The organism is Amycolatopsis sp. lyj-109, from assembly GCF_046548995.1.
Taxonomy (GTDB): domain Bacteria; phylum Actinomycetota; class Actinomycetes; order Mycobacteriales; family Pseudonocardiaceae; genus Amycolatopsis.
The window spans coordinates 25,042-42,428 of record NZ_JAJPWR010000007.1 but is presented as its reverse complement, the minus strand read 5'-3'; the positions used below and the strand labels follow the sequence as shown (position 1 = coordinate 42,428).

The 17,387-nt window shown below is 71.9% G+C and carries 16 protein-coding genes; 8 read left to right on the top strand and 8 right to left on the bottom strand.

The annotated features are described in order from the left end of the window. Positions 1-45: 45 nt before the first annotated feature. On the bottom strand, positions 46-510 hold the full coding sequence (locus ACLJQF_RS17030) for a VOC family protein (RefSeq protein ID WP_410609762.1): 465 nt from the start codon (positions 508-510) through the stop codon (positions 46-48). Positions 511-601: 91 nt separating this feature from the next. Between ACLJQF_RS17030 and ACLJQF_RS17025 the strand changes: the two genes are divergently transcribed. Continuing rightward, complete coding sequence (locus ACLJQF_RS17025; RefSeq protein ID WP_410609760.1) at positions 602-1,579, top strand: helix-turn-helix transcriptional regulator; 978 nt, start codon at positions 602-604, stop codon at positions 1,577-1,579. Between the two features lie 3 nt (positions 1,580-1,582). Here ACLJQF_RS17025 and ACLJQF_RS17020 read toward each other — a convergent pair whose 3' ends face one another. The 7 genes from ACLJQF_RS17020 to ACLJQF_RS16990 all read right to left on the bottom strand — a co-directional run bounded on the left by ACLJQF_RS17020 (position 1,583) and on the right by ACLJQF_RS16990 (position 8,287). Continuing rightward, positions 1,583-2,554, bottom strand: a complete 972-nt coding sequence (locus ACLJQF_RS17020) for an amidohydrolase family protein (protein WP_410609758.1) — start codon at positions 2,552-2,554, stop codon at positions 1,583-1,585. A 94-nt stretch (positions 2,555-2,648) separates the two neighbouring features. After that, positions 2,649-3,446, bottom strand: coding sequence for an ATP-dependent sacrificial sulfur transferase LarE (gene larE / locus ACLJQF_RS17015; RefSeq protein ID WP_410609756.1), 798 nt, complete (start codon positions 3,444-3,446; stop codon positions 2,649-2,651). Next, positions 3,446-4,579, bottom strand: a complete 1,134-nt coding sequence (gene larC / locus ACLJQF_RS17010; protein ID WP_410609755.1) for a nickel pincer cofactor biosynthesis protein LarC — start codon at positions 4,577-4,579, stop codon at positions 3,446-3,448. Before larC ends, larE begins: the two co-directional genes overlap by 1 nt. Continuing rightward, on the bottom strand, positions 4,576-5,247 hold the full coding sequence (gene larB / locus ACLJQF_RS17005; RefSeq protein WP_410609753.1) for a nickel pincer cofactor biosynthesis protein LarB: 672 nt from the start codon (positions 5,245-5,247) through the stop codon (positions 4,576-4,578). The genes larC and larB overlap by 4 nt, the downstream gene beginning before the upstream one ends. 72 nt (positions 5,248-5,319) lie before the next feature. After that, on the bottom strand, positions 5,320-6,600 hold the full coding sequence (larA, locus tag ACLJQF_RS17000; protein ID WP_410609751.1) for a nickel-dependent lactate racemase: 1,281 nt from the start codon (positions 6,598-6,600) through the stop codon (positions 5,320-5,322). Continuing rightward, on the bottom strand, positions 6,597-7,439 hold the full coding sequence (locus ACLJQF_RS16995) for an amidohydrolase family protein (RefSeq protein ID WP_410609750.1): 843 nt from the start codon (positions 7,437-7,439) through the stop codon (positions 6,597-6,599). The genes larA and ACLJQF_RS16995 overlap by 4 nt, the downstream gene beginning before the upstream one ends. Continuing rightward, complete coding sequence (locus ACLJQF_RS16990) at positions 7,436-8,287, bottom strand: fumarylacetoacetate hydrolase family protein (RefSeq protein ID WP_410609748.1); 852 nt, start codon at positions 8,285-8,287, stop codon at positions 7,436-7,438. Before ACLJQF_RS16990 ends, ACLJQF_RS16995 begins: the two co-directional genes overlap by 4 nt. Positions 8,288-8,470: 183 nt before the next feature. Between ACLJQF_RS16990 and ACLJQF_RS16985 the strand changes: the two genes are divergently transcribed. From ACLJQF_RS16985 to ACLJQF_RS16955, 7 genes are all read left to right on the top strand, one after another. Continuing rightward, complete coding sequence (locus ACLJQF_RS16985; protein ID WP_410609747.1) at positions 8,471-9,793, top strand: enolase C-terminal domain-like protein; 1,323 nt, start codon at positions 8,471-8,473, stop codon at positions 9,791-9,793. Next, on the top strand, positions 9,790-10,560 hold the full coding sequence (locus ACLJQF_RS16980) for an SDR family NAD(P)-dependent oxidoreductase (RefSeq protein WP_410609745.1): 771 nt from the start codon (positions 9,790-9,792) through the stop codon (positions 10,558-10,560). Before ACLJQF_RS16985 ends, ACLJQF_RS16980 begins: the two co-directional genes overlap by 4 nt. Further along, entirely contained in the window at positions 10,557-11,624 is a 1,068-nt protein-coding gene (locus ACLJQF_RS16975; RefSeq protein ID WP_410609743.1) for a sugar ABC transporter substrate-binding protein, read from the top strand. The genes ACLJQF_RS16980 and ACLJQF_RS16975 overlap by 4 nt, the downstream gene beginning before the upstream one ends. Positions 11,625-11,739: 115 nt before the next feature. Continuing rightward, the gene (locus tag ACLJQF_RS16970; RefSeq protein ID WP_410609742.1) at positions 11,740-13,239 is read left to right on the top strand and encodes a sugar ABC transporter ATP-binding protein; all 1,500 of its coding nucleotides are present in this window, start codon (positions 11,740-11,742) and stop codon (positions 13,237-13,239) included. Beyond that, positions 13,232-14,257: an ABC transporter permease gene (locus tag ACLJQF_RS16965; protein ID WP_410609740.1), complete on the top strand. Its 1,026-nt coding sequence runs from the start codon at positions 13,232-13,234 to the stop codon at positions 14,255-14,257. The genes ACLJQF_RS16970 and ACLJQF_RS16965 overlap by 8 nt, the downstream gene beginning before the upstream one ends. Further along, the gene (locus ACLJQF_RS16960) at positions 14,257-15,114 is read left to right on the top strand and encodes an aldo/keto reductase (protein ID WP_410609738.1); all 858 of its coding nucleotides are present in this window, start codon (positions 14,257-14,259) and stop codon (positions 15,112-15,114) included. Before ACLJQF_RS16965 ends, ACLJQF_RS16960 begins: the two co-directional genes overlap by 1 nt. Positions 15,115-15,139: 25 nt before the next feature. Then, entirely contained in the window at positions 15,140-17,386 is a 2,247-nt protein-coding gene (locus ACLJQF_RS16955; protein ID WP_410609736.1) for an alpha-L-fucosidase, read from the top strand. Position 17,387 lies beyond the last annotated feature (1 nt).

Genomic DNA, 17,387 nt, shown 5'->3' with positions numbered 1-17,387 from the left:
CGCGGGGGGATGCGCCGGTGCCGGGCATCCCACCGCCGGGAACGATCAGCCCTGGTATTCGGCGGCGACGTCGATGATCCAGGTGACGCCGAAGCGGTCGGTCAGCATGCCGAAGGCGGGCGCCCACGGGGCCGGGCCGAACTCCTCGATGACGGTCGCGCCCTCGGCGAGGCCCTTCCAGACCGGGGAGACCTCGTCGACGGTCGCGCCGCGGACGGAAAGGAAGAACGGCTCCTTCGTGATCGTGGTGCCGTTCTCGCGGCGGGTGGTGGGCGCGGCCGGGGTGACCGGGCCGTCGGCGCCGGGGACGTCGTAGGCCATGACGGTGAACCCGTTGTCCGCGGTGACCTGGCCGAACACCACCTTGCCCGCGTCGGGCAGCCCGGCGGGCAGCCCGAAGTCGCCGTAGGTGACGACGGTGGTGTGGCCGCCGAAGACCGACTGGTAGAACTCCAGGGCCGCGCGAGCCTGGCCGGTGAAGTTGAGGTGGGCGACAGCGTTGAGCGACATGGTTGGTCCTTTTCGTGGGCGTTCCGACGAGAGCCACCGTGTCAGCAGTAGCGGTCAGGGAACGTCCGCTTCTGGTGGCACCATGAAAGTCATGCCGATCGCCTCCTCGACGGCGACCTCGGGTCGCCTGCTCTCGCTGCTGTCCCTGCTGCAGGCCCGCCGGGACTGGCCGGGCGCGCTGCTCGCCGGCCGGCTGGGCGTCAGCGAGCGGACCGTGCGCCGGGACGTCGACCGGCTCCGGGAGCTCGGCTATCCCGTGCAGGCGGTCAAGGGGCCCGACGGCGGCTACCGGCTCGAAGGCGGCAGCCGGATGCCGCCGCTGTTGTTCGACGAAGAGCAGGCGGTCGCGCTCGCCGTGGCGCTGCGGATCGCCGTCGGGACCGGCGCGGGCATCGAGGAAGCCGCCGCGCGGGCGCTGGCCACCGTGCGCCAGGTGCTGCCCGCCCGCCTGCGGCAGCGTGTCGACGTGCTGGAGATCGCCGCGGCCGGCGGCGCCGCCACCCAGGTCGACCCGGGCCTCCTGCTGGCCCTGAGCTCGGCGATCCGGGCCACCGAGGAGATCCGCTTCGACTACGAGTCCCCGGCGCGGCCGGCCGAGGTGCGCCCGCCGCGCCGGGTGCGGCCGCACCACCTCGTGGTCCGAAGTGGACGGTGGTACCTGATCGGCTGGGACGCCGCCCGCGAGGACTGGCGGACCTACCGCGTCGATCGGATGCGGCTGCGCATCCCGAACGGACCCCGGTTCACCCCGCGGGACGTGCCGGGCGGCGACGTCGCGGCGTTCCTTTCCGCCCGGTTCAAGGGATCCGACGCCGGTGACCGCTGGCCGTGCCGGGGAGAGGTGGTCCTCGACCGGCCGGTCGCCGACGTGGCGCCGTTCGCCGGCGACGGTGTCGTGGCCGAAGCCGCCCCCGGCCGGACCCGGCTGCTGGCCGGGTCCTGGTCGTGGGCGGCGCTCGCCGCCGGGCTGCTGCGCTTCGACTGCGAGATCGACGTGGTGGGCCCGCCGGAGCTGCGGGCGGCTTTCGCCGAGCTGGCCGGCCGGGCCGTCCGCAGCTCCGGCGGGTGAAGCTCAGGCCTTGAGCCGGGGGAACAGGGCCTCGGCGTTGCCGCGGTCGATCGCCGCGCGCAGGGAGGAGTCCATCGGGTACTGCGTGTACTGCGCGTCCATGAACCCGACCACCGGGGGCGCGGCGAACGGGAAGTCGGAGCCGTAGGTGATGTGGTCCGGGGCGGCGACTTCCAGGAGGCTGGGCAGCGCCGCGGGGGTCCCCGAGAGCGCGAGGTCGTAGTAGAACTGCTTGAGCACGGCCAGATAGCCGGGCACGTGGTGCTGCGGGTCGAGGAGCACCTGGGCCTGCTCCGCCTGGTCCTTCCCGTTGAGCATGGTCAGCAGGATCCGGTAGGCGATGTAGGGGACGAACCCGCCGGCGTGGGCGAGGATGAACTTGATCCCCGGGTACTTCTCCATCGCGCCGGACAGGATCAGGCTGACCGCGGTCCGGGTCGTGTCGAGCAGGAAGTCCGCGGTGAACGTCGGGATGCCGGGGACCACCGGCGCGGGCAGTTCGCCGGGGTGGACGAACACCGGCGTCCCGCGGTCGTGCAGGAACGCCAGCAGCGGCTCGAACCCCGGGTCGCCGAGGTAGCGGCCGTCGTTGTTGGCCAGCAGCACGATCCCGTCGGCGTGCAGCGTGTCCACGGCGTACTCGGCCTCGGCGAGCGCACCGTCCACATCGGGCAGGGTGAGGGTGGCGAAGAAGCCGAACCGGTCCGGGTGCCGCGTCACGGCTTCGGCGCACTGCTCGTTGATGTCCCGGGCCCGGCGGCGCGTTTCGGCGATGTCACCGAAGAAGAGGCCGGGCGCGGGCAGGGAGAGCACGGCTGTCTGGATGTCATGGCTGTCCATGAACTCCAGCGCTGCGGCTTCGGACCAGGGGGGCACGTCCACGCCGCCGGGGCGGATGCCCTTCTCGTGCAGCAGGTCCGCGTACCACGGCGGGATGATGTGCTGGTGCGTGTCGATCCGGCGGGCGCGGCTCATTCCTTCTCCTCGGCAGGGGCGGTCGATGCGGCGAACCCATCACGATACCGTGCATCCGAGGCGGGGAAGCCTGTTGCCGCGAACCTGCGATGCATCAGTGGTGGTTGAGGGCACCGGACCGGAAGGTCGTGACGGCGACCTCGCCGAAACCGAGCACTCGCACGGCATCAAGCAGGCGCCGATCGTCCTGGAGGGCCGCGGCCACGGCGGCGTCGAGCTCGATCCGGGCCGTGCCACCGAGGTCGCGCACCCGCAGGTCGCGGTAGCGCAGGCCACGGTCGTCCAGGACCGCGCGCACCACCGATTCGGCCTGTTCCACCCGCGCCAGCGTGGCCGTGGTGATCGGGATGCCGTACCGGACCCGGCTCGCCAGGCAGGGCGCCGCCGGTTTGTCCGCCCAGGCGAGCCCCCAGCGCCGCGCGATCGCCCGGACGTCCTCTTTGGACAGACCGAGGGTCCGCAGCGGGGTGTGCACGCCGAGTTCGTCGCCCGCGCGGATGCCCGGCCGGAACGGATCGACGGCGTCGTCGGCGTTCGTGCCGGTGGCCAGCGCCGGGAACCCGTGGGCGACGGCCACTTCGGCGATCGTCGTGAGCACGGTGGTCTTGCAGAAGTAGCAGCGCCGGCGCCCGTTGGCCGCGTACCCGGGCTCGGCCAGCTCGCCGGTCGGCGGGGTGAGGTGGCGGACCCCGAGCTCGGCCGCGATCTTCCTCGCGCCGGCCAGTTCCACCGCCGCCAGGCTGGCGGAGTTCGCCGTCACCGCGAGCACGTCCGCCGGGCCGAGGGCGCGGACGGCGGCCGCGAGCACCAGCGCCGAGTCGGCGCCGCCGGAGAACGCCACCGCGAGCCGACCGAGGCCGGCCAGGTGCGTGACGAGCCGGGTGTCGTCCATCAGCGCCCCGCGGCGATCGTCGCGACGACGCGGGCCGGCAGCCCGAGTTCGCGTGCGGCGGCCACGACGTCGTCGTGCTCGGGTTTCGCGCCGTGCGGTCCGCGCTTGCGCCGCACCGGCAGCCCGAGGACGTCGACGGTTTCGGTCTCCCGTTCCAGTGCGGTGCGGCGAACCGGGTACTCGCGGAAGCCGAGGCTGCCGGTTTCGGCGAGGACCAGGGCCCCGAGCCGGGTGGCGTGCTCCGGCTCGGCGAGCACGTGCAGGACGTGGGCCGGGCGGCCCTTCTTCATGGTCACCGGGCTGATCCACGCGTCGAGCGCGCCGGCGGAGAGGAGTTCGCCGACGACGTGCCCGAGCACTTCGCCGGTGACGTCGTCGAGGTTCGTCTCCAGCACCACCAGCGTGCGGGGCCCGGCGTCCACCGGCTCGCCGAGGTGCACGACCGCGACGTTCGGCCGGTCCGGCAGTGACCGGGTGCCCGCGCCGTAGCCGGTGGCCAGCAGGCGGAATTCCGGCGGCGGCTCGTACCGGGCGCCGGTGGCCTTCAGCAGCGCGGCCGCGGTGGGGGTGACCGTCTCGCCCACCAGGTCGCTCCCGACCGTGCGCGCGCCCTTCAACAGAGCCGCGGTCGCGGGGGCGGGGCACGGGAGGATGCCGTGCGCGGTGCGGACGGTGCCGGTGCCGAGGGGCAGCGCCCCACAGTACACAGTGGACACTTCGAGGGCGTCCAGTGCGGCGCAGACGCCGATGACGTCGACGAGCGTGTCGTGCCCGCCGAGTTCGTGGAGGTGGACGCGTCCGGGATCTTCCCCGTGCAGCCTGCCTTCCACTTCGGCGATCGCGCGCAGCGCGGCGACCGCCCGGGCCGCGACCGGCGCGGGCTCGACCCGCCCGGCCATGGCGATCAGCTCGGCCGCGGGCCGGCTGGTGGCGTCATCGGTCACGGCCACCTGCGCGCGGGCGGCCGTGAGCCCATGGGTGAGCAGGGACTCGACGTGCAGCTCCCACCCGGTCAGCCCGCTGGCGGCGATGGCGGACCGGATGGGTGCCACCGGTGCACCGGCATCGACGAGGGCGGCCAGCAGCATGTCTCCGGCCAGGCCGGTGAAGGGCGAGATGACGCACAGGGTCATCGTGGCCTCCGCAGGACTTGCGCGAGTCGGAAGGCGGCCATCGCCGCGCCGAAGCCCGAGTCGATGTTGACCACCGTGATCCCCGCCGCGCAGGACGCGTGCATGGCCAGCAGCGCGGTCACGCCTTCGAGGCCCGCGCCGTACCCGGTGGAGGTGGGGACGGCGATCACCGGGCCGGCGACCAGGCCCCCGACGGCCGAGGCGAGCGCACCCTCCATGCCCGCGACGACGATGACCGCGTCGGCTTCGCGCAGCTGTTCGGCTTCGGCGAGCAGCCGGTGGATGCCCGCCACACCGACGTCGGTGATCGCCCGCACCGCGAGGCCGATGGCCGTGGCGACTTCCGCGGCCTCCTCGGCGACCGGGCCGTCGGACGTGCCGGCCGCGGCCACGGCGACCGTGAAAGCCGTCGCCGGGGCCGGGCGCCAGACCAGGAGCCGCGCGCCGGGGGCGTAACGGCCGCCGGGGACCTCGGCCAGCACGGCCTGCGCCGGTTCGGCTTCGATCCGGGTGACCAGCACCGGACCGGTGTTGTGCGCGAGCAACGTCCGCACGATGGCCGCGATCTGCTCGGGTTGTTTCCCTGGCCCGTAAACGACTTCCGGGAGTCCCTGGCGGTGTTCGCGGTCCAGGTCGACGCGCGCGAACCCGAGATCGGCGGTGTTCATGCCGCCTCCGCGGGGAAAAGTACGTCGGCGGTGTTCATGCCGCCTCCGCGTGGAAAAGTACGTCGGCGGTACTCATGCCGGCACGTACGGGATCGTCAGCGGGCCTTCGGGGAGCACGCAGGCCCGCGCGCCCGGTCCGGCCCGGTCGAGCGCTTCGGCCACGGTGGCCGCGATGTCGGTGGTCCGGGTCAGGTGCGCCGTCGCGAGGTCGGCCTCGCTCAGGAAATCGGTGTGCACCACCACCCGGCAGTCGTCCTGGATCTTCGCCTGGATCTGGACCTGCCACTGGTCGGGCACGGTCACCGGGCGGGCGGCGATCTCGGCGAGCAGGGCCGCCGGGGAACTCGCCGAAGCGAGGACCTCCCGGTAGGAGCCGTGGTCGGGGAAGCCGTCCCGGCACTCGGCGGCACAGACGATCGTCCCGCCGGGCTTGGTGATCCGGTGCGCCGCCGACATCCCTTTGACGGCCTGGTAGAGGTTCTGGTCGAGGGGATAACCGGAATTGGTCGTCACCACGACGTCGAACGGCGCCGGCACCGGCCGCATGGCGACGTCGCGGGCGGCGCGGGTCGCGGCCGCGTGCATGTCCGGGAGGTCGCCGCCGAAGGCACCGATGACCGCCTTGTCGCGGTTGAGGATGACGTCGAGGGCGAAGGTGACGCCGGTGGCCGCGGCGATCGCGCGGACGTCGTCGTGCACGGGATTGCCTTCGGTGATCCCCCAGGTGGCGTTGGCGTGCCCGATCCGGCGGGCGTCGTGCAGCACCAGCACGGTCTCCAGCGCCGCCAGCCCGGGCGCGACGAGCTTGGGGCCGCCCGAAAAGCCGGCGAAGAAGTGCGGTTCGACGAACCCGGTGGTGATCCGCACGTCGGCGGCGGTCCACTCGCTGTTCAGCCAGACCGGGACGTCGTCGCCGTAGCGTCCCAGCCAGGTCAGGCTCGCGCGGTCGCGGGCGTCGTGGTTCACGATCCGGACGGTGTCGACGACTTCGTCGCCGAACATGGCGCGCAGCTCGGCGGGGGAGTTGCCGCGGTGGGTGCCGGTGGCGACCAGGATGACGACGTCCTCGAGGCGGACGATGCCGTCCAGTTCGGCAAGGATCGCCGGTATCATCAGTTCGCGCGGCTGCGGCCGGGTTCCGTCGCACGCCGAGATCGCGACGGTCTGCCCCGGCCGCACCCGCTCGCGCAGCGGCGGCCCGGCGACCGGTTCCCGCAACGCCCGGCGCAGCAGCACGTCCGCGGGTTCGGTGACCGGGTGGTGCACCGGGGTCACCACGGTGGTGACCGCCGGGTCGATGGTGAGATCCAGGCCGTTCTCGCCGTACGCAAGCCGGACCGCCCGCGCGGTCATGACGCCGGCCCGTAGACGCGGGTCGCGGTCCCGCCGCGGACGGCGTCGCGTTCGGCCGGTGTCAGGCCGTCGAGCAAGCTGTCGGCGGCGGCCATGACTTCGGCGTAGGTTCCCGCGAGCAGGCACACCGGCCAGTCGGACCCGAGCATCAGCCGGTCGGGGCCGAACGCGGTGAGCGCGGTTTCCGCGTAGGGCCGCAGATCCTCGACCCGCCAAGGCCGGCCGGCTTCCGTCACCAAACCGGAGAGCTTCGCGACGACGTTGGGTTCCCGGGCCAGCGTGGCCAGTTCCGTCGCCCAGGGTTCGAGCTGCCCGGCGGCGATCGGCGGTTTCGCGAGGTGGTCGAGGACGAAGGTGAGGTCCGGCAGCGCACGGACCGCCGCGGTGGCCGCCGGGAGCTGGTGGGGCAGCACGAGCAGGTCGTACACCAGCCCGGCGTCGCGCACGGCCGCGAGCCCGGCCAGGACGTCTTCGCGTTCCAGCCAGCGCGGGTCGGGCTCGGCCTGGACGAGGTGCCGGATGCCGGTCAGCAGCTCGCCGCCTGGCGCGGACCGCAGCCGTTCGAGGTCCCGGGCCGGCGAGCCGGTGAGGTCGATCCAGCCGACCACGCCGGCGATGAGCGGCTCGCCGGCGGCGATCGCGAGGAACTCCACCGACTCTTCGAGGTCCGGCAGGACCTGGACGAGCACCGTCGCGTCGATTCCCGAAGCGGCCGCCCGGAGATCGGCCGGGGTGAAGTCGCGCCGGATCGCCGCGGTGTCGTCTCCGTCGAGCCACTCGTGGCGCCGCACGGAGGTCTGCCACAGGTGGTGGTGCGCGTCGACCCGCCGGCCCGTCATGCCTGGCCGATCCGGTGGTGCTGGCGGCCGAGGCCGTCGATCTCCACGGTCACTTCGTCCTCTTCGGACAGATAGGGGAAGTCGTTGGCGCCGAACGCGACGCCGGCCGGCGTACCGGTGTTCACGACGTCGCCCGGCTCGAGCACCATGAACTGGCTGAGGTACCAGACGATGTGCCGGACGCCGAAGAGCATGTTCCGCGTCGTGCCGTCCTGGCGCGGCTGCCCGTTGACGGCGAGGTGCAGGCCGAGGTCCTGGGGGTCGCCGGCCTCGTCCGGGGTGACCAGCCACGGGCCGAGCGGGTTGAACGTCTCGCACGACTTGCCCTTGGTCCACTGGCCGCCGCGTTCGTGCTGGAAGTCGCGCTCGCTGACGTCGTTCGAGACGGCGTACCCGGCGATGACCGCGTCGGCGTCCTCCGGCGTCGCCAGGTACCGTGCCCGCGCGCCGAGCACGACGGCGAGCTCGACTTCGTAGTCGGTCTTGGTGCTGGTGCGCGGGATGAGCACGGTGTCGTCCGGGCCGACGATCGTGTTGGTGGCCTTGAGGAACACCACCGGCTCGGCGGGCGGGTGCGCGCCGGTTTCCGCGGCGTGGTCGGAGTAGTTCAGCCCGATGCAGACCAGGAGGCCGGGCCGGGCCACCGGGGCGCCGACGCGCAAGCCGGCCGTCTCGAGCGCCGGGAGGGTCCCGTCGCGCAGCGCCGCGCGGGCCCGCGCGACGCCGTCGGCGGTGAAGAAAGCGCCGTCGACGTCCGGGGTCAGCGACCGCAGGTCCCGCGCCGCACCGGTTTCGTCGAGGACGACGGGGATCTCGTGGCCGGGGTCGCCGAGGCGTTGGAAGCGCATGGCCGGGGACCGTAGCAGACATATGATGTCTTGTTCAAAGCTCTGACCATTCATCATATGTAAAAGTGCGCAGAGTAGTCATCGATAACTTTGCGTCCACGTTATTGCCGTGTTACGGATCGACTCTGGACATTCCACGAGCCGACGCGTAGCCATACATATGTTGTCTGCCCCGAAGGAGAGGTGGCCCCGTTGGCCGAAGTGATCAGCGCCATCGACGCCGTGGACGTGCGCTTCCCGACTTCGCTGAGCCTGGACGGGTCGGACGCGATGAACCCGGAACCCGACTACTCGGCGGCGTACGTGACCATCCGCACGAGTGACGGCGACGAGGGCTACGGGCTCGCTTTCACCGTGGGCCGCGGCAACGACGTCGAGGTGGCCGCCGTCCGGGCGCTCGTGCCCCTGGTCGTCGGGATGCCGGTGACCGACGCGCTCGGCGACCTCGGCGCCTTCTCCCGCCGGGTGACCGGGGACAGCCAACTGCGGTGGCTGGGCCCGGACAAGGGCGCGATCCACATGGCCGCGGCCGCGATCGTCAACGCGGCGTGGGACCTGCGGGCCCGCCGCGAAGGCAAGCCGGTCTGGCGGCTGCTCGCCGAACTGCCGCCGGAGGAACTGGTCGACCTCGTCGACTTCCGGTACCTGCAGGACGCCCTGACCCGCGACGAAGCCCTCGACATCCTCCGCCGCGCCGAACCGGGCCGCGCGGCCCGCCAGGCCGAGCTGCTGGAGTCCGGTTTCCCCGCCTACACCACGACTCCCGGTTGGCTCGGGTACTCGCCGGAGAAGCTGGCGGCGCTCTCCGCGGAGGCGGTCGCCGACGGCTTCACCCAGATCAAGCTCAAGGTCGGCGCCGACCTCGACGAGGACATCCGCCGGCTGCGGCTCGCCCGGGACGTCGTCGGACCGGACATCCGGATCGCCATCGACGCCAACCAGGCCTGGGGCGTCCGGCAGGCCATCGAATGGCTGCGCCCCCTCTCCGAATTCGACCCGTACTGGATCGAAGAACCGACCTCGCCCGACGACGTGCTCGGCCACGCGGCGATCCGCCGGGCCGTCGCGCCGATCAAGGTGGCCACCGGCGAGCACACCCACAACGCGGTGATGTTCAAGCAGCTCCTGCAGGCCGAGGCGATCGACATCCTCCAGCTCGACGCGAGCCGGGTCGCCGGCGTCACCGAGAACATCGCGATCCTGTTGCTGGCCGCGAAGTTCGGCGTCCCGGTCTGCCCGCACGCCGGCGGGGTCGGGCTGTGCGAAATGGTCCAGCACCTGTCGATGTTCGACTTCGTCGCGGTGAGCGGCAGCCAGGAGGACCGCGTCATCGAGTACGTGGACCACCTGCACGAGCACTTCGTCGACCCGGTCCGGATCGAACGGGGCCGCTACCTGGCCCCGCGGGAGCCCGGGCTCGGGGCGCGGCTGCACGCGGAATCCGTGGCGCAGTACCGGTTCCCCGACGGCCCGGTCTGGCAGCGGGACGCGGTGGTGGTCGCGTGAGCGGGGAGTTCGACGGTGTCCGGGCGATCGTGACCGGCGGGGCGTCCGGGATCGGGCTCGCCACGGCGCTGAGGTTGTCCGCGTGCGGCGCCCGGGTCGTCTGCCTCGACCTGAACGACAAGGTCGAAGAGCCGCTGACCGGCGTGCGGGCCGACGTCTCCGACGACGGGTCGGTGCGGGCCGCGGTCGCCGCCGCGGCAGACCACCTCGGCGGCCTGGACGTCCTGGTCAACAACGCCGGGATCGGCGCGCAAGGAACCGTCGAGGACAACGCCGACGCCGAGTGGCACCGCGTCTTCGACGTCAACGTCGTGGGCATGGTGCGGGTGACCCGCGCGGCCCTGCCGCACCTGCGCGAGTCGGCCGCGGCGGCGATCGTGAACACCTGCTCGATCGCGGCCACCGCCGGCCTGCCGCAGCGGGCGCTCTACAGCGCCACGAAAGGCGCGGTCCTCGCGCTCACCCGCGCGATGGCCGCCGACCACCTGGCCGACGGGATCCGCGTGTGCTGCGTGAATCCCGGCACCGCGCACACCCCCTGGATCGACCGGCTGCTGGCCACGGCCGACGATCCCGCCGCCGAACTGGCCGCGCTCGCCGCCCGTCAACCCACCGGGCGGCTCGTCACCGCCGACGAGGTCGCCGCGGCGATCTGCTACCTGGCCGGCCCGGACTCCGGTGCCACCACCGGCACCGATCTCGCCGTGGACGGCGGGATGTCGGGCCTCCGTCTCCGCCCGAAACCTGTCAACGAGGAGAGGTCATGAAGTTCCAGCACCTGCGCGCCGCCGCCGTCATCACAGCCGGTGTCCTGACCACGGCCGCACTGGCCGGCTGCAGTGGCGGCGGTACGACCGCCGCTTCGGGCGGCAAAACCGTCGTGGGGGTCGACTACCCGCGCTCGGACACCGACTTCTGGAACGCCTACATCAAGTACGTGCCCCAGTTCGCCGGCCAGTTCGGGCTCGACCTCAAGACCACCAACTCGCAGAACGACGTCGCGAACCTGACGGCCAACGTGCAGACGATGATCAGCCAGGGCGTCAAGGGCGTGGTGATGGCGCCGCAGGACACCGCGGCGATCATCCCGACCCTGCAGCAGCTCGCGAGCAAGAAGATCCCGGTCGTGTCCGTCGACACCCGGCCCGACCAGGGCAACGTCTACATGGTCGTGCGGGCCGACAACCGCGCCTACGGCGAGAAGGCCTGCCAGTTCCTCGGCACCAAGCTCGGCGGCAAAGGCAAGGTCGTCATGCTGCAGGGCGACCTCGCCTCGATCAACGGCCGCGACCGCACCGAAGCCTTCAACGACTGCATGAAGAAGGACTTCCCGGGCATCACGGTCTTCGGCGAGGCGACCAACTGGGACGCCAACACCGCGGCCCAGAAGCTGCAGACCCGGCTGACCGCGAACCCGGACATCAAGGGTGTCTACATGCAGTCCAGCTTCGCCCTGTCCGGCACGCTGCAGCTGCTGAAGCAGCGTGGCCTGGCGGTGCCGGCGAGCGACCCGAAGCACGTGTTCATCGTGTCCAACGACGGCATCCCCGAGGAGCTCGCCAAGATCCGGGCCGGCGAGATGGACGCGACCGTGTCCCAGCCCGCGGACCTGTTCGCCAAGTGGGCCCTGCAGTACGTCAAGGACGCCATCGCCGGCAAGACGCCGGCCCCGGGCAAGACCGACCACGACAGCACCATCATCGCCGTCCGCGACGGCCTGATGGAGGACCAGCTGGCCGCGCCGCTGGTCACCGCGGACGGTGCCACGTTCGGGCCGGTGAGCAGCGTCAAGGTCGACGACCAGTCCCTGTGGGGCAACAGCAAGAGCTGACCCCCGTCCAGCGTCCCGCGGCGGCTCGTGAGTGGTAATTAGGGTTCTAACCCTAATTACCACTCACGAGAGCCGCGGCAGACCACCACACCGCCATGCTTCGGAGAGGAAGCACATGAGCACCGTGCCGGTCGTCGAGGCCCGTCAGGTGGTCAAGCGCTACGGCGCCACGGTCGCCCTGGACGAAGCCGACCTGACCGTCCTACCCGGACAGACGCACGCGCTGGTCGGCCGCAACGGGGCCGGCAAGTCGACCATGGTGTCCGTCCTCACCGGACTGACCGAGCCGGACGCCGGAACCGTGCGGCTGAACGGGGAGCCGGCCCCGGCACTGGCCGACCGGGACGCCTGGCGGTCCCGGGTGGCCTGCGTGTACCAGCGGTCGACGATCATTCCCGAGCTGTCGGTGGCGGAGAACCTGTTCCTCAACCGGCAGGAGACCCGCGGCGGGTTCGTCCGCTGGGCCGCGCTGCGCCGCTCGGCCGGCGAGCTGCTCGAACGCTGGTCGGTGGACGTCGACGTGCACCGCCCGGCCCGGGAGCTGAGCGTGGAGCAGCGGCAGTTCGTGGAGATCGCGCGGGCCCTGTCGTTCGGCGCCCGGTTCGTCATCCTCGACGAGCCGACCGCGCAGCTCGACGGGGCCGCCATCACCCGGCTGTTCGAGCACGTGGCCGAGCTGCAGAGGCAGGGCGTCACCTTCCTGTTCATCAGCCACCACCTGCAGGAGGTGTACGAAATCTGCGACACGGTGACGGTGTACCGGGACGCCCGGCACGTCCTCACCTCGCCGGTCGCCGAGCTGCCGAAGGCCGATCTCGTGGCCGCGATGACCGGGGAGAACGCCGTCGCGGTGCAGGAGCGGACGTCGTCGGCCCGGCACGGCCTCGAACCCGTGCTCCGGGTCGACGACCTGACCCTCGCCCCGTACTTCGCGGACGTGTCGTTCGACATCGCGCCCGGAGAGGTCGTCGGGCTGGCCGGATCGGGCGGCAGCGGCAAGACCGAGCTCGCCGAGGCACTGGCCGGGCTGCGCAAACCCACCTCCGGTACGGTCTTCGTCGGAGACCGGCGGCCTCGGTCCGGCGACGTCCCGTCGGCACTGGCCGCGGGGGTCGGGTTCGTCCCGGAAGACCGCCACCACCAGGGTTTCGTGCCGGAGATGTCCATTGCGGACAACTCCACGATGAGCGTGATGGACCGGCTCGGCCCGGGCATCTTCGTCCGGTCCGGCCTGCGCGACCGGCTCGCCGGGACGCTGATCACGCGGCTGGCGGTGAAGACCCCCGGCCCGGAACTGCCGGTGTCGGCGCTGTCGGGCGGCAACCAGCAGAAGGTCGTGATGGCCCGTGCGCTGGCCGGCGACCCCCGGCTGCTCGTGCTGATCACCCCCACCGCCGGGGTCGACGTGCGGTCGAAGGAGTTCCTCCTGGGCAAGGTCGCGGAGGCCGCCGCGGCGGGCACCGCGGTGCTGATCGCCTCGGACGAACTCGACGACCTGCGCCTGTGCGACCGGCTGCTGGTCGTGGTGCACGGCCGGCTCGCCACCGAAATACCCGCAGGCTGGCAGGACCGCGAGGTCGTGGCCGCCATGGAAGGAGTCGACCTCGATGCCTGAAAGCCCCGCCGCGGTGGGCGCCCCGCCGCGGACCGAGCCCGGCGCCACGCGGCCGCCGCGGCGCATCGCACTGGCCCGCCTGCGCGACTTCGCGCTGGTGCCCGGGATCATCGCGATCGCCGTCGTCGGCCAGCTGGTGAACCCGGTGTTCCTCCAGTACGACAACGTGATCAACATCCTGCAGACGATGTCGGAGATCGCGCTGCTGGTGCTCGCCCAGACGATGGTCCTGGTCGTCGGCAAGATGGACCTCTCGCTGGAATCGACCTTCGGCCTGGCGCCCGGCGTGGCGGCCTGGCTGACGATCGGCGGTGGCCATTCGCTCGGGCTGCTGCCGTCGTGGACCGCCGTGCCCGTGGTGCTCCTGGTCGGCGTGGTGGTGGGGGCGCTCAACTCCCTGCTGATCGTCCGGTTCGGGCTGAGCGGGTTCGTCGTCACCCTCGGCATGCTGATCGTGCTGCGCGGCCTGCTGACCGGGATCTCCGGCGGCCAGACCTTCTTCGGCCTGCCCGATTCGCTGCTCTACCTCGGTACGACGTTGTGGGCCGGGATCCCGGCTTCGATCTGGGTCTGCGTGCTGCTGTTCGCCGGCGGGATCGTCCTGCTCGGCTACACCCGGTTCGGCCGCAGCCTCTACGCGATCGGCGGGAACGAGGACGCGGCGAAGGCCGCGGGCATCCGGACCGACCGCATCGTCTGGCTCGTGCTGATCGGGGCCAGCGTGCTGGCCGCACTCGGCGGGCTGCTGCTTTCGGGGCGGCTCGCCTCGGTGGCCGCGGCGCAGGGCAACGGCTACATCTTCACCGTGTTCGCCGCCGCCGTGATCGGCGGCGTGAGCCTGAACGGCGGCCGCGGCACGCTCTTCGGTGCCTTCACCGGCATCCTGCTGCTGTACATGATCCAGAACGTGCTGACCCTGGCGGGCGTGCCTGCCCAGTGGATCGGCGCGCTCAACGGCGCGATCATCCTCATCGCGCTGGTGATGTCCCGCATCACCAGCGGCAAGCGGCAGACCTGATGGCGGACCTCGGCCTGGGCACCGCGGGCCTGGGCAACGTCTTCGGGGACGTCGACGACGAGGCCGCCGCGGAGGTCATCGCGGCGGCGGCCGGCGCCGGGGTGCGGTACTTCGACACCGCGCCCTACTACGGCTTCGGGCTGGCCGAGCGCCGGCTCGGCCGGGCGCTGGCCGGGCTGCCCGCAGGCTCGTTCACGGTATCGACCAAGGTGGGGCGGACGCTCACCGACGGCGGCTGCTTCTTCGACTTCTCCGCGGACGCCGTCCGCCGGGGGATCGAAGGCAGCCTCGACCGCCTGGGCCTCGACCGCGTCGACGTCGGCTACCTGCACGACCCCGACGAGCACGAGGAGCAAGCCGCCACCGAGGCGTGGCCGGAGCTGTGCCGGCTGCGCGACGAAGGTGTGGTCTCCGCGATCGGCGTCGGGATGAACCAGTGGGAGATGCCCGCCCGGTTCGTCGAGCGGCTCGACGTCGACGTGGTGCTGCTCGCCGGCCGGTACACGCTGCTCGACCGCAGCGGTGGGCGGCTGCTCGACCTCTGCGGCGAGCGCGGGGTGGACGTGGTGCTGGGCGGGGTGTTCAACTCCGGCCTGCTCATCGACCCCCGGCCGGGCGCCTGGTTCGACTACGCCCCGGCGTCGGTTGACCTGCTGGCCCGGGCGCAGCGCATGCGGGAGGTCGCCGCTTCGGCGGGGTACGACCTGGCCGAGGCCGCGCTCGCGTTCGCCGCCGCGCATCCCGCCGTCATCTCAGTCCTGGTCGGTGTCACGAGCGCCGCCCAGGTGCAGGCCAACGTCGGTGCCTTTCGCCGCGAGGTGTCGCCGGACCTGCTGTCCCGATTGATTTCCGGTTAGCTCCCCATCACCTCCGAGGAGTGCAATGACGCACCAGAACCCGTTGTCCCGCCGCCAGTTCGGTGCCCTCGCGGCCGCCGGGCTCGCCGCGGCGGCCGTGCCGCCCGCGCTGGCCGGCCCGGCGGCGGCGGCCGCCGCGTGCGAGCGGTACGAACCCACCTGGCCGTCGGTCGACCGGCACCCGCCGGCGCCGGAGTGGTTCCAGGACGCCAAGTTCGGCATCTACTGGCACTGGGGCGCCTTCACCACCCCGGAGTTCGGCAGCGAGTGGTACGGCCGGAACATGTACATCCCGGACAGCGGCGAGAACAAGCACCACAAGGCGACCTACGGCGACCCCACGGTGTGGGGCTACGACCGGTTCATCGACGGCGGCACCGACGTGGCCGGCAACCACGTCCAGTTCGCGCCGAAGCCGGCCTCCCGGGGCGGGCAGTTCGACCCGGAGGAGTGGGCCCGGGTGGTCAAGGCGTCCGGGGCGAAGTTCGCCGGCCCGGTCGCCGAGCACCACGACGGGTACTCGATGTGGGACAGCAAGGTCAACGAGTGGAACTCGGTGGCGCGCGGGCCGCACCTGAACCTGCTGAAGCTGTTCTCCGACGCGATCCGCGGGCAGGGCCTGAAACTGCTGGTCGCGATGCACCACGCGTTCAACTACAACGGCTTCTACGACTTCGCCCCGCCACAGAGCACCCCGACCCTGCGCAAGCTGTACGGCCAGCTGCCGCGCAGCGAGGAAGACAAGCTCTGGCTGGCCAAGCTCAAGGAGGTGATCGACCGCGCGAAGCCCGACATCCTCTGGCAGGACTTCTCGCTGAACTCGCCCGGCTACTGCATCAACAGTGGCCCGTGCGCGGTGGGGGAGCAGCAGCGCCTCGAATTCCTGGCCTACTACTACAACCAGGCGCAGAAGTGGGGCAAGGACGTCGTCTCGACGTACAAGCACTTCGACCAGGGGTTCAACACCAACGGCGAGGTCGCGGACTACGAGCGCGGCGGCCCGGCAGACATCGTCACGCCGTACTGGCTCACCGACGACGCGATCAGCAGCAGCAGCTGGAGCTACACCCAGGGCATCGGCTACTACTCGAGCACGCAGATGATCCACGCGCTGATCGACCGGGTCAGCAAGGGCGGCAACATGCTGCTCAACATCTCCCCGACGCTCGAAGGCACCATCCCGGCCGAGCAGCGCGCGGTGCTCGCCGACTTCGGCACCTACCTCGGGCGCGTCGGCGAGTCGATCTATTCGACGCGGGCCTGGGACGTCTACGGCGAGGGGCCGACCAAGATGGGCGGCGGCTCGTTCGTCTCGCCGAAGGTGGGTACGCCGAAGGACTTCCGGTTCACCCGGGACAAGGCGGGCCGCGTGCTCTACGCGACCGTGCTGGGCTGGCCCGGGACCACGGCGGACCTCACCACGCTGTCCGGCAAGCGGATCGACCTGAGCAGCCTGCGCCGCGTCGAACTGCTCGGCGCCCCCGGCGCGCTGAAGTACACGCAGGACGCAAGTGCTTTGCACGTCACCCTTCCTGCCAAGCCGTACGACTCGCCTGCCTACGTGCTGAAGCTGACGTTCGCGGGCAAGATCCCGGTGGTGGGTCCCGCGTCCGGCGCGAAGGTGTTCGCCGACCGCGGCTTTCGCGGAGCGAGTGCGACGCTGGGGATCGGCAGTTACACCGCGGCCCAGCTGAAGGCCGCGCTGGCGAAGCCCGTTTCCGCGATCTGGCCCGGGGACGGCTACCAGGCCATCGGCTACCCGGCCGACGACTTCACCGGGACGCCGAGCCGGTTCCTCGTGGCCACGCCGGACGTGCGGGCGGCCGCCATCGTCTCGCTGCGCGTGGCGTTCGACCCCGCCCGGTGGTTCCGGATCGTCAACGTCACCAACGGCCTGGCCGTCGACGGCGGGGGAGCGGTCGCGGCGGGCAGCAAGCTGAAGATCTGGACCCCGGACGACAGCACCAACCTCCAGTTCGGCATCGAGGACACCGGCGACGGGTTCGTCAAGCTGACCAACCGCACCAACGGCCTGGTGATCGACGGAGCCGGTGCCACCACCGCCGGCGGCAACCCGGTGCAGTCGGCCTACACCGGCGCGGCGAGCCAGCAGTGGTCGATCACCGACACCGGCGGCGGGGTCTGCGCGATCAAGAACCGGGCCAGCGGGCTGGTCCTCGACAGCGGCGGGAACGTGCCCTCGGGTTCCCCGCTCAAGGTGTGGTCCGACGACGGCAGCCCCAACCTGCGCTGGGTCTTCTCCGTTGCCTGAC

What these genes read in the sequence shown, in the direction of transcription:
- larA (WP_410609751.1), bottom strand. Translation starts at nt 6,600, where the DNA reads ATGACCGCGCGGGCGGTCCGGCTTGCGTACGGCGAGAACGGCCTGGAT.
- larB (WP_410609753.1), bottom strand. Translation starts at nt 5,247, where the DNA reads ATGAACACCGCCGATCTCGGGTTCGCGCGCGTCGACCTGGACCGCGAA.
- ACLJQF_RS16965 (WP_410609740.1), top strand. Translation starts at nt 13,232, where the DNA reads ATGCCTGAAAGCCCCGCCGCGGTGGGCGCCCCGCCGCGGACCGAGCCC.
- larC (WP_410609755.1), bottom strand. Translation starts at nt 4,579, where the DNA reads ATGACCCTGTGCGTCATCTCGCCCTTCACCGGCCTGGCCGGAGACATG.
- ACLJQF_RS16955 (WP_410609736.1), top strand. Translation starts at nt 15,140, where the DNA reads ATGACGCACCAGAACCCGTTGTCCCGCCGCCAGTTCGGTGCCCTCGCG.
- ACLJQF_RS16970 (WP_410609742.1), top strand. Translation starts at nt 11,740, where the DNA reads ATGAGCACCGTGCCGGTCGTCGAGGCCCGTCAGGTGGTCAAGCGCTAC.
- ACLJQF_RS16960 (WP_410609738.1), top strand. Translation starts at nt 14,257, where the DNA reads ATGGCGGACCTCGGCCTGGGCACCGCGGGCCTGGGCAACGTCTTCGGG.
- larE (WP_410609756.1), bottom strand. Translation starts at nt 3,446, where the DNA reads ATGGACGACACCCGGCTCGTCACGCACCTGGCCGGCCTCGGTCGGCTC.
- ACLJQF_RS17025 (WP_410609760.1), top strand. Translation starts at nt 602, where the DNA reads ATGCCGATCGCCTCCTCGACGGCGACCTCGGGTCGCCTGCTCTCGCTG.
- ACLJQF_RS16975 (WP_410609743.1), top strand. Translation starts at nt 10,557, where the DNA reads ATGAAGTTCCAGCACCTGCGCGCCGCCGCCGTCATCACAGCCGGTGTC.
- ACLJQF_RS16990 (WP_410609748.1), bottom strand. Translation starts at nt 8,287, where the DNA reads ATGCGCTTCCAACGCCTCGGCGACCCCGGCCACGAGATCCCCGTCGTC.
- ACLJQF_RS17030 (WP_410609762.1), bottom strand. Translation starts at nt 510, where the DNA reads ATGTCGCTCAACGCTGTCGCCCACCTCAACTTCACCGGCCAGGCTCGC.
- ACLJQF_RS16995 (WP_410609750.1), bottom strand. Translation starts at nt 7,439, where the DNA reads ATGACGGGCCGGCGGGTCGACGCGCACCACCACCTGTGGCAGACCTCC.
- ACLJQF_RS17020 (WP_410609758.1), bottom strand. Translation starts at nt 2,554, where the DNA reads ATGAGCCGCGCCCGCCGGATCGACACGCACCAGCACATCATCCCGCCG.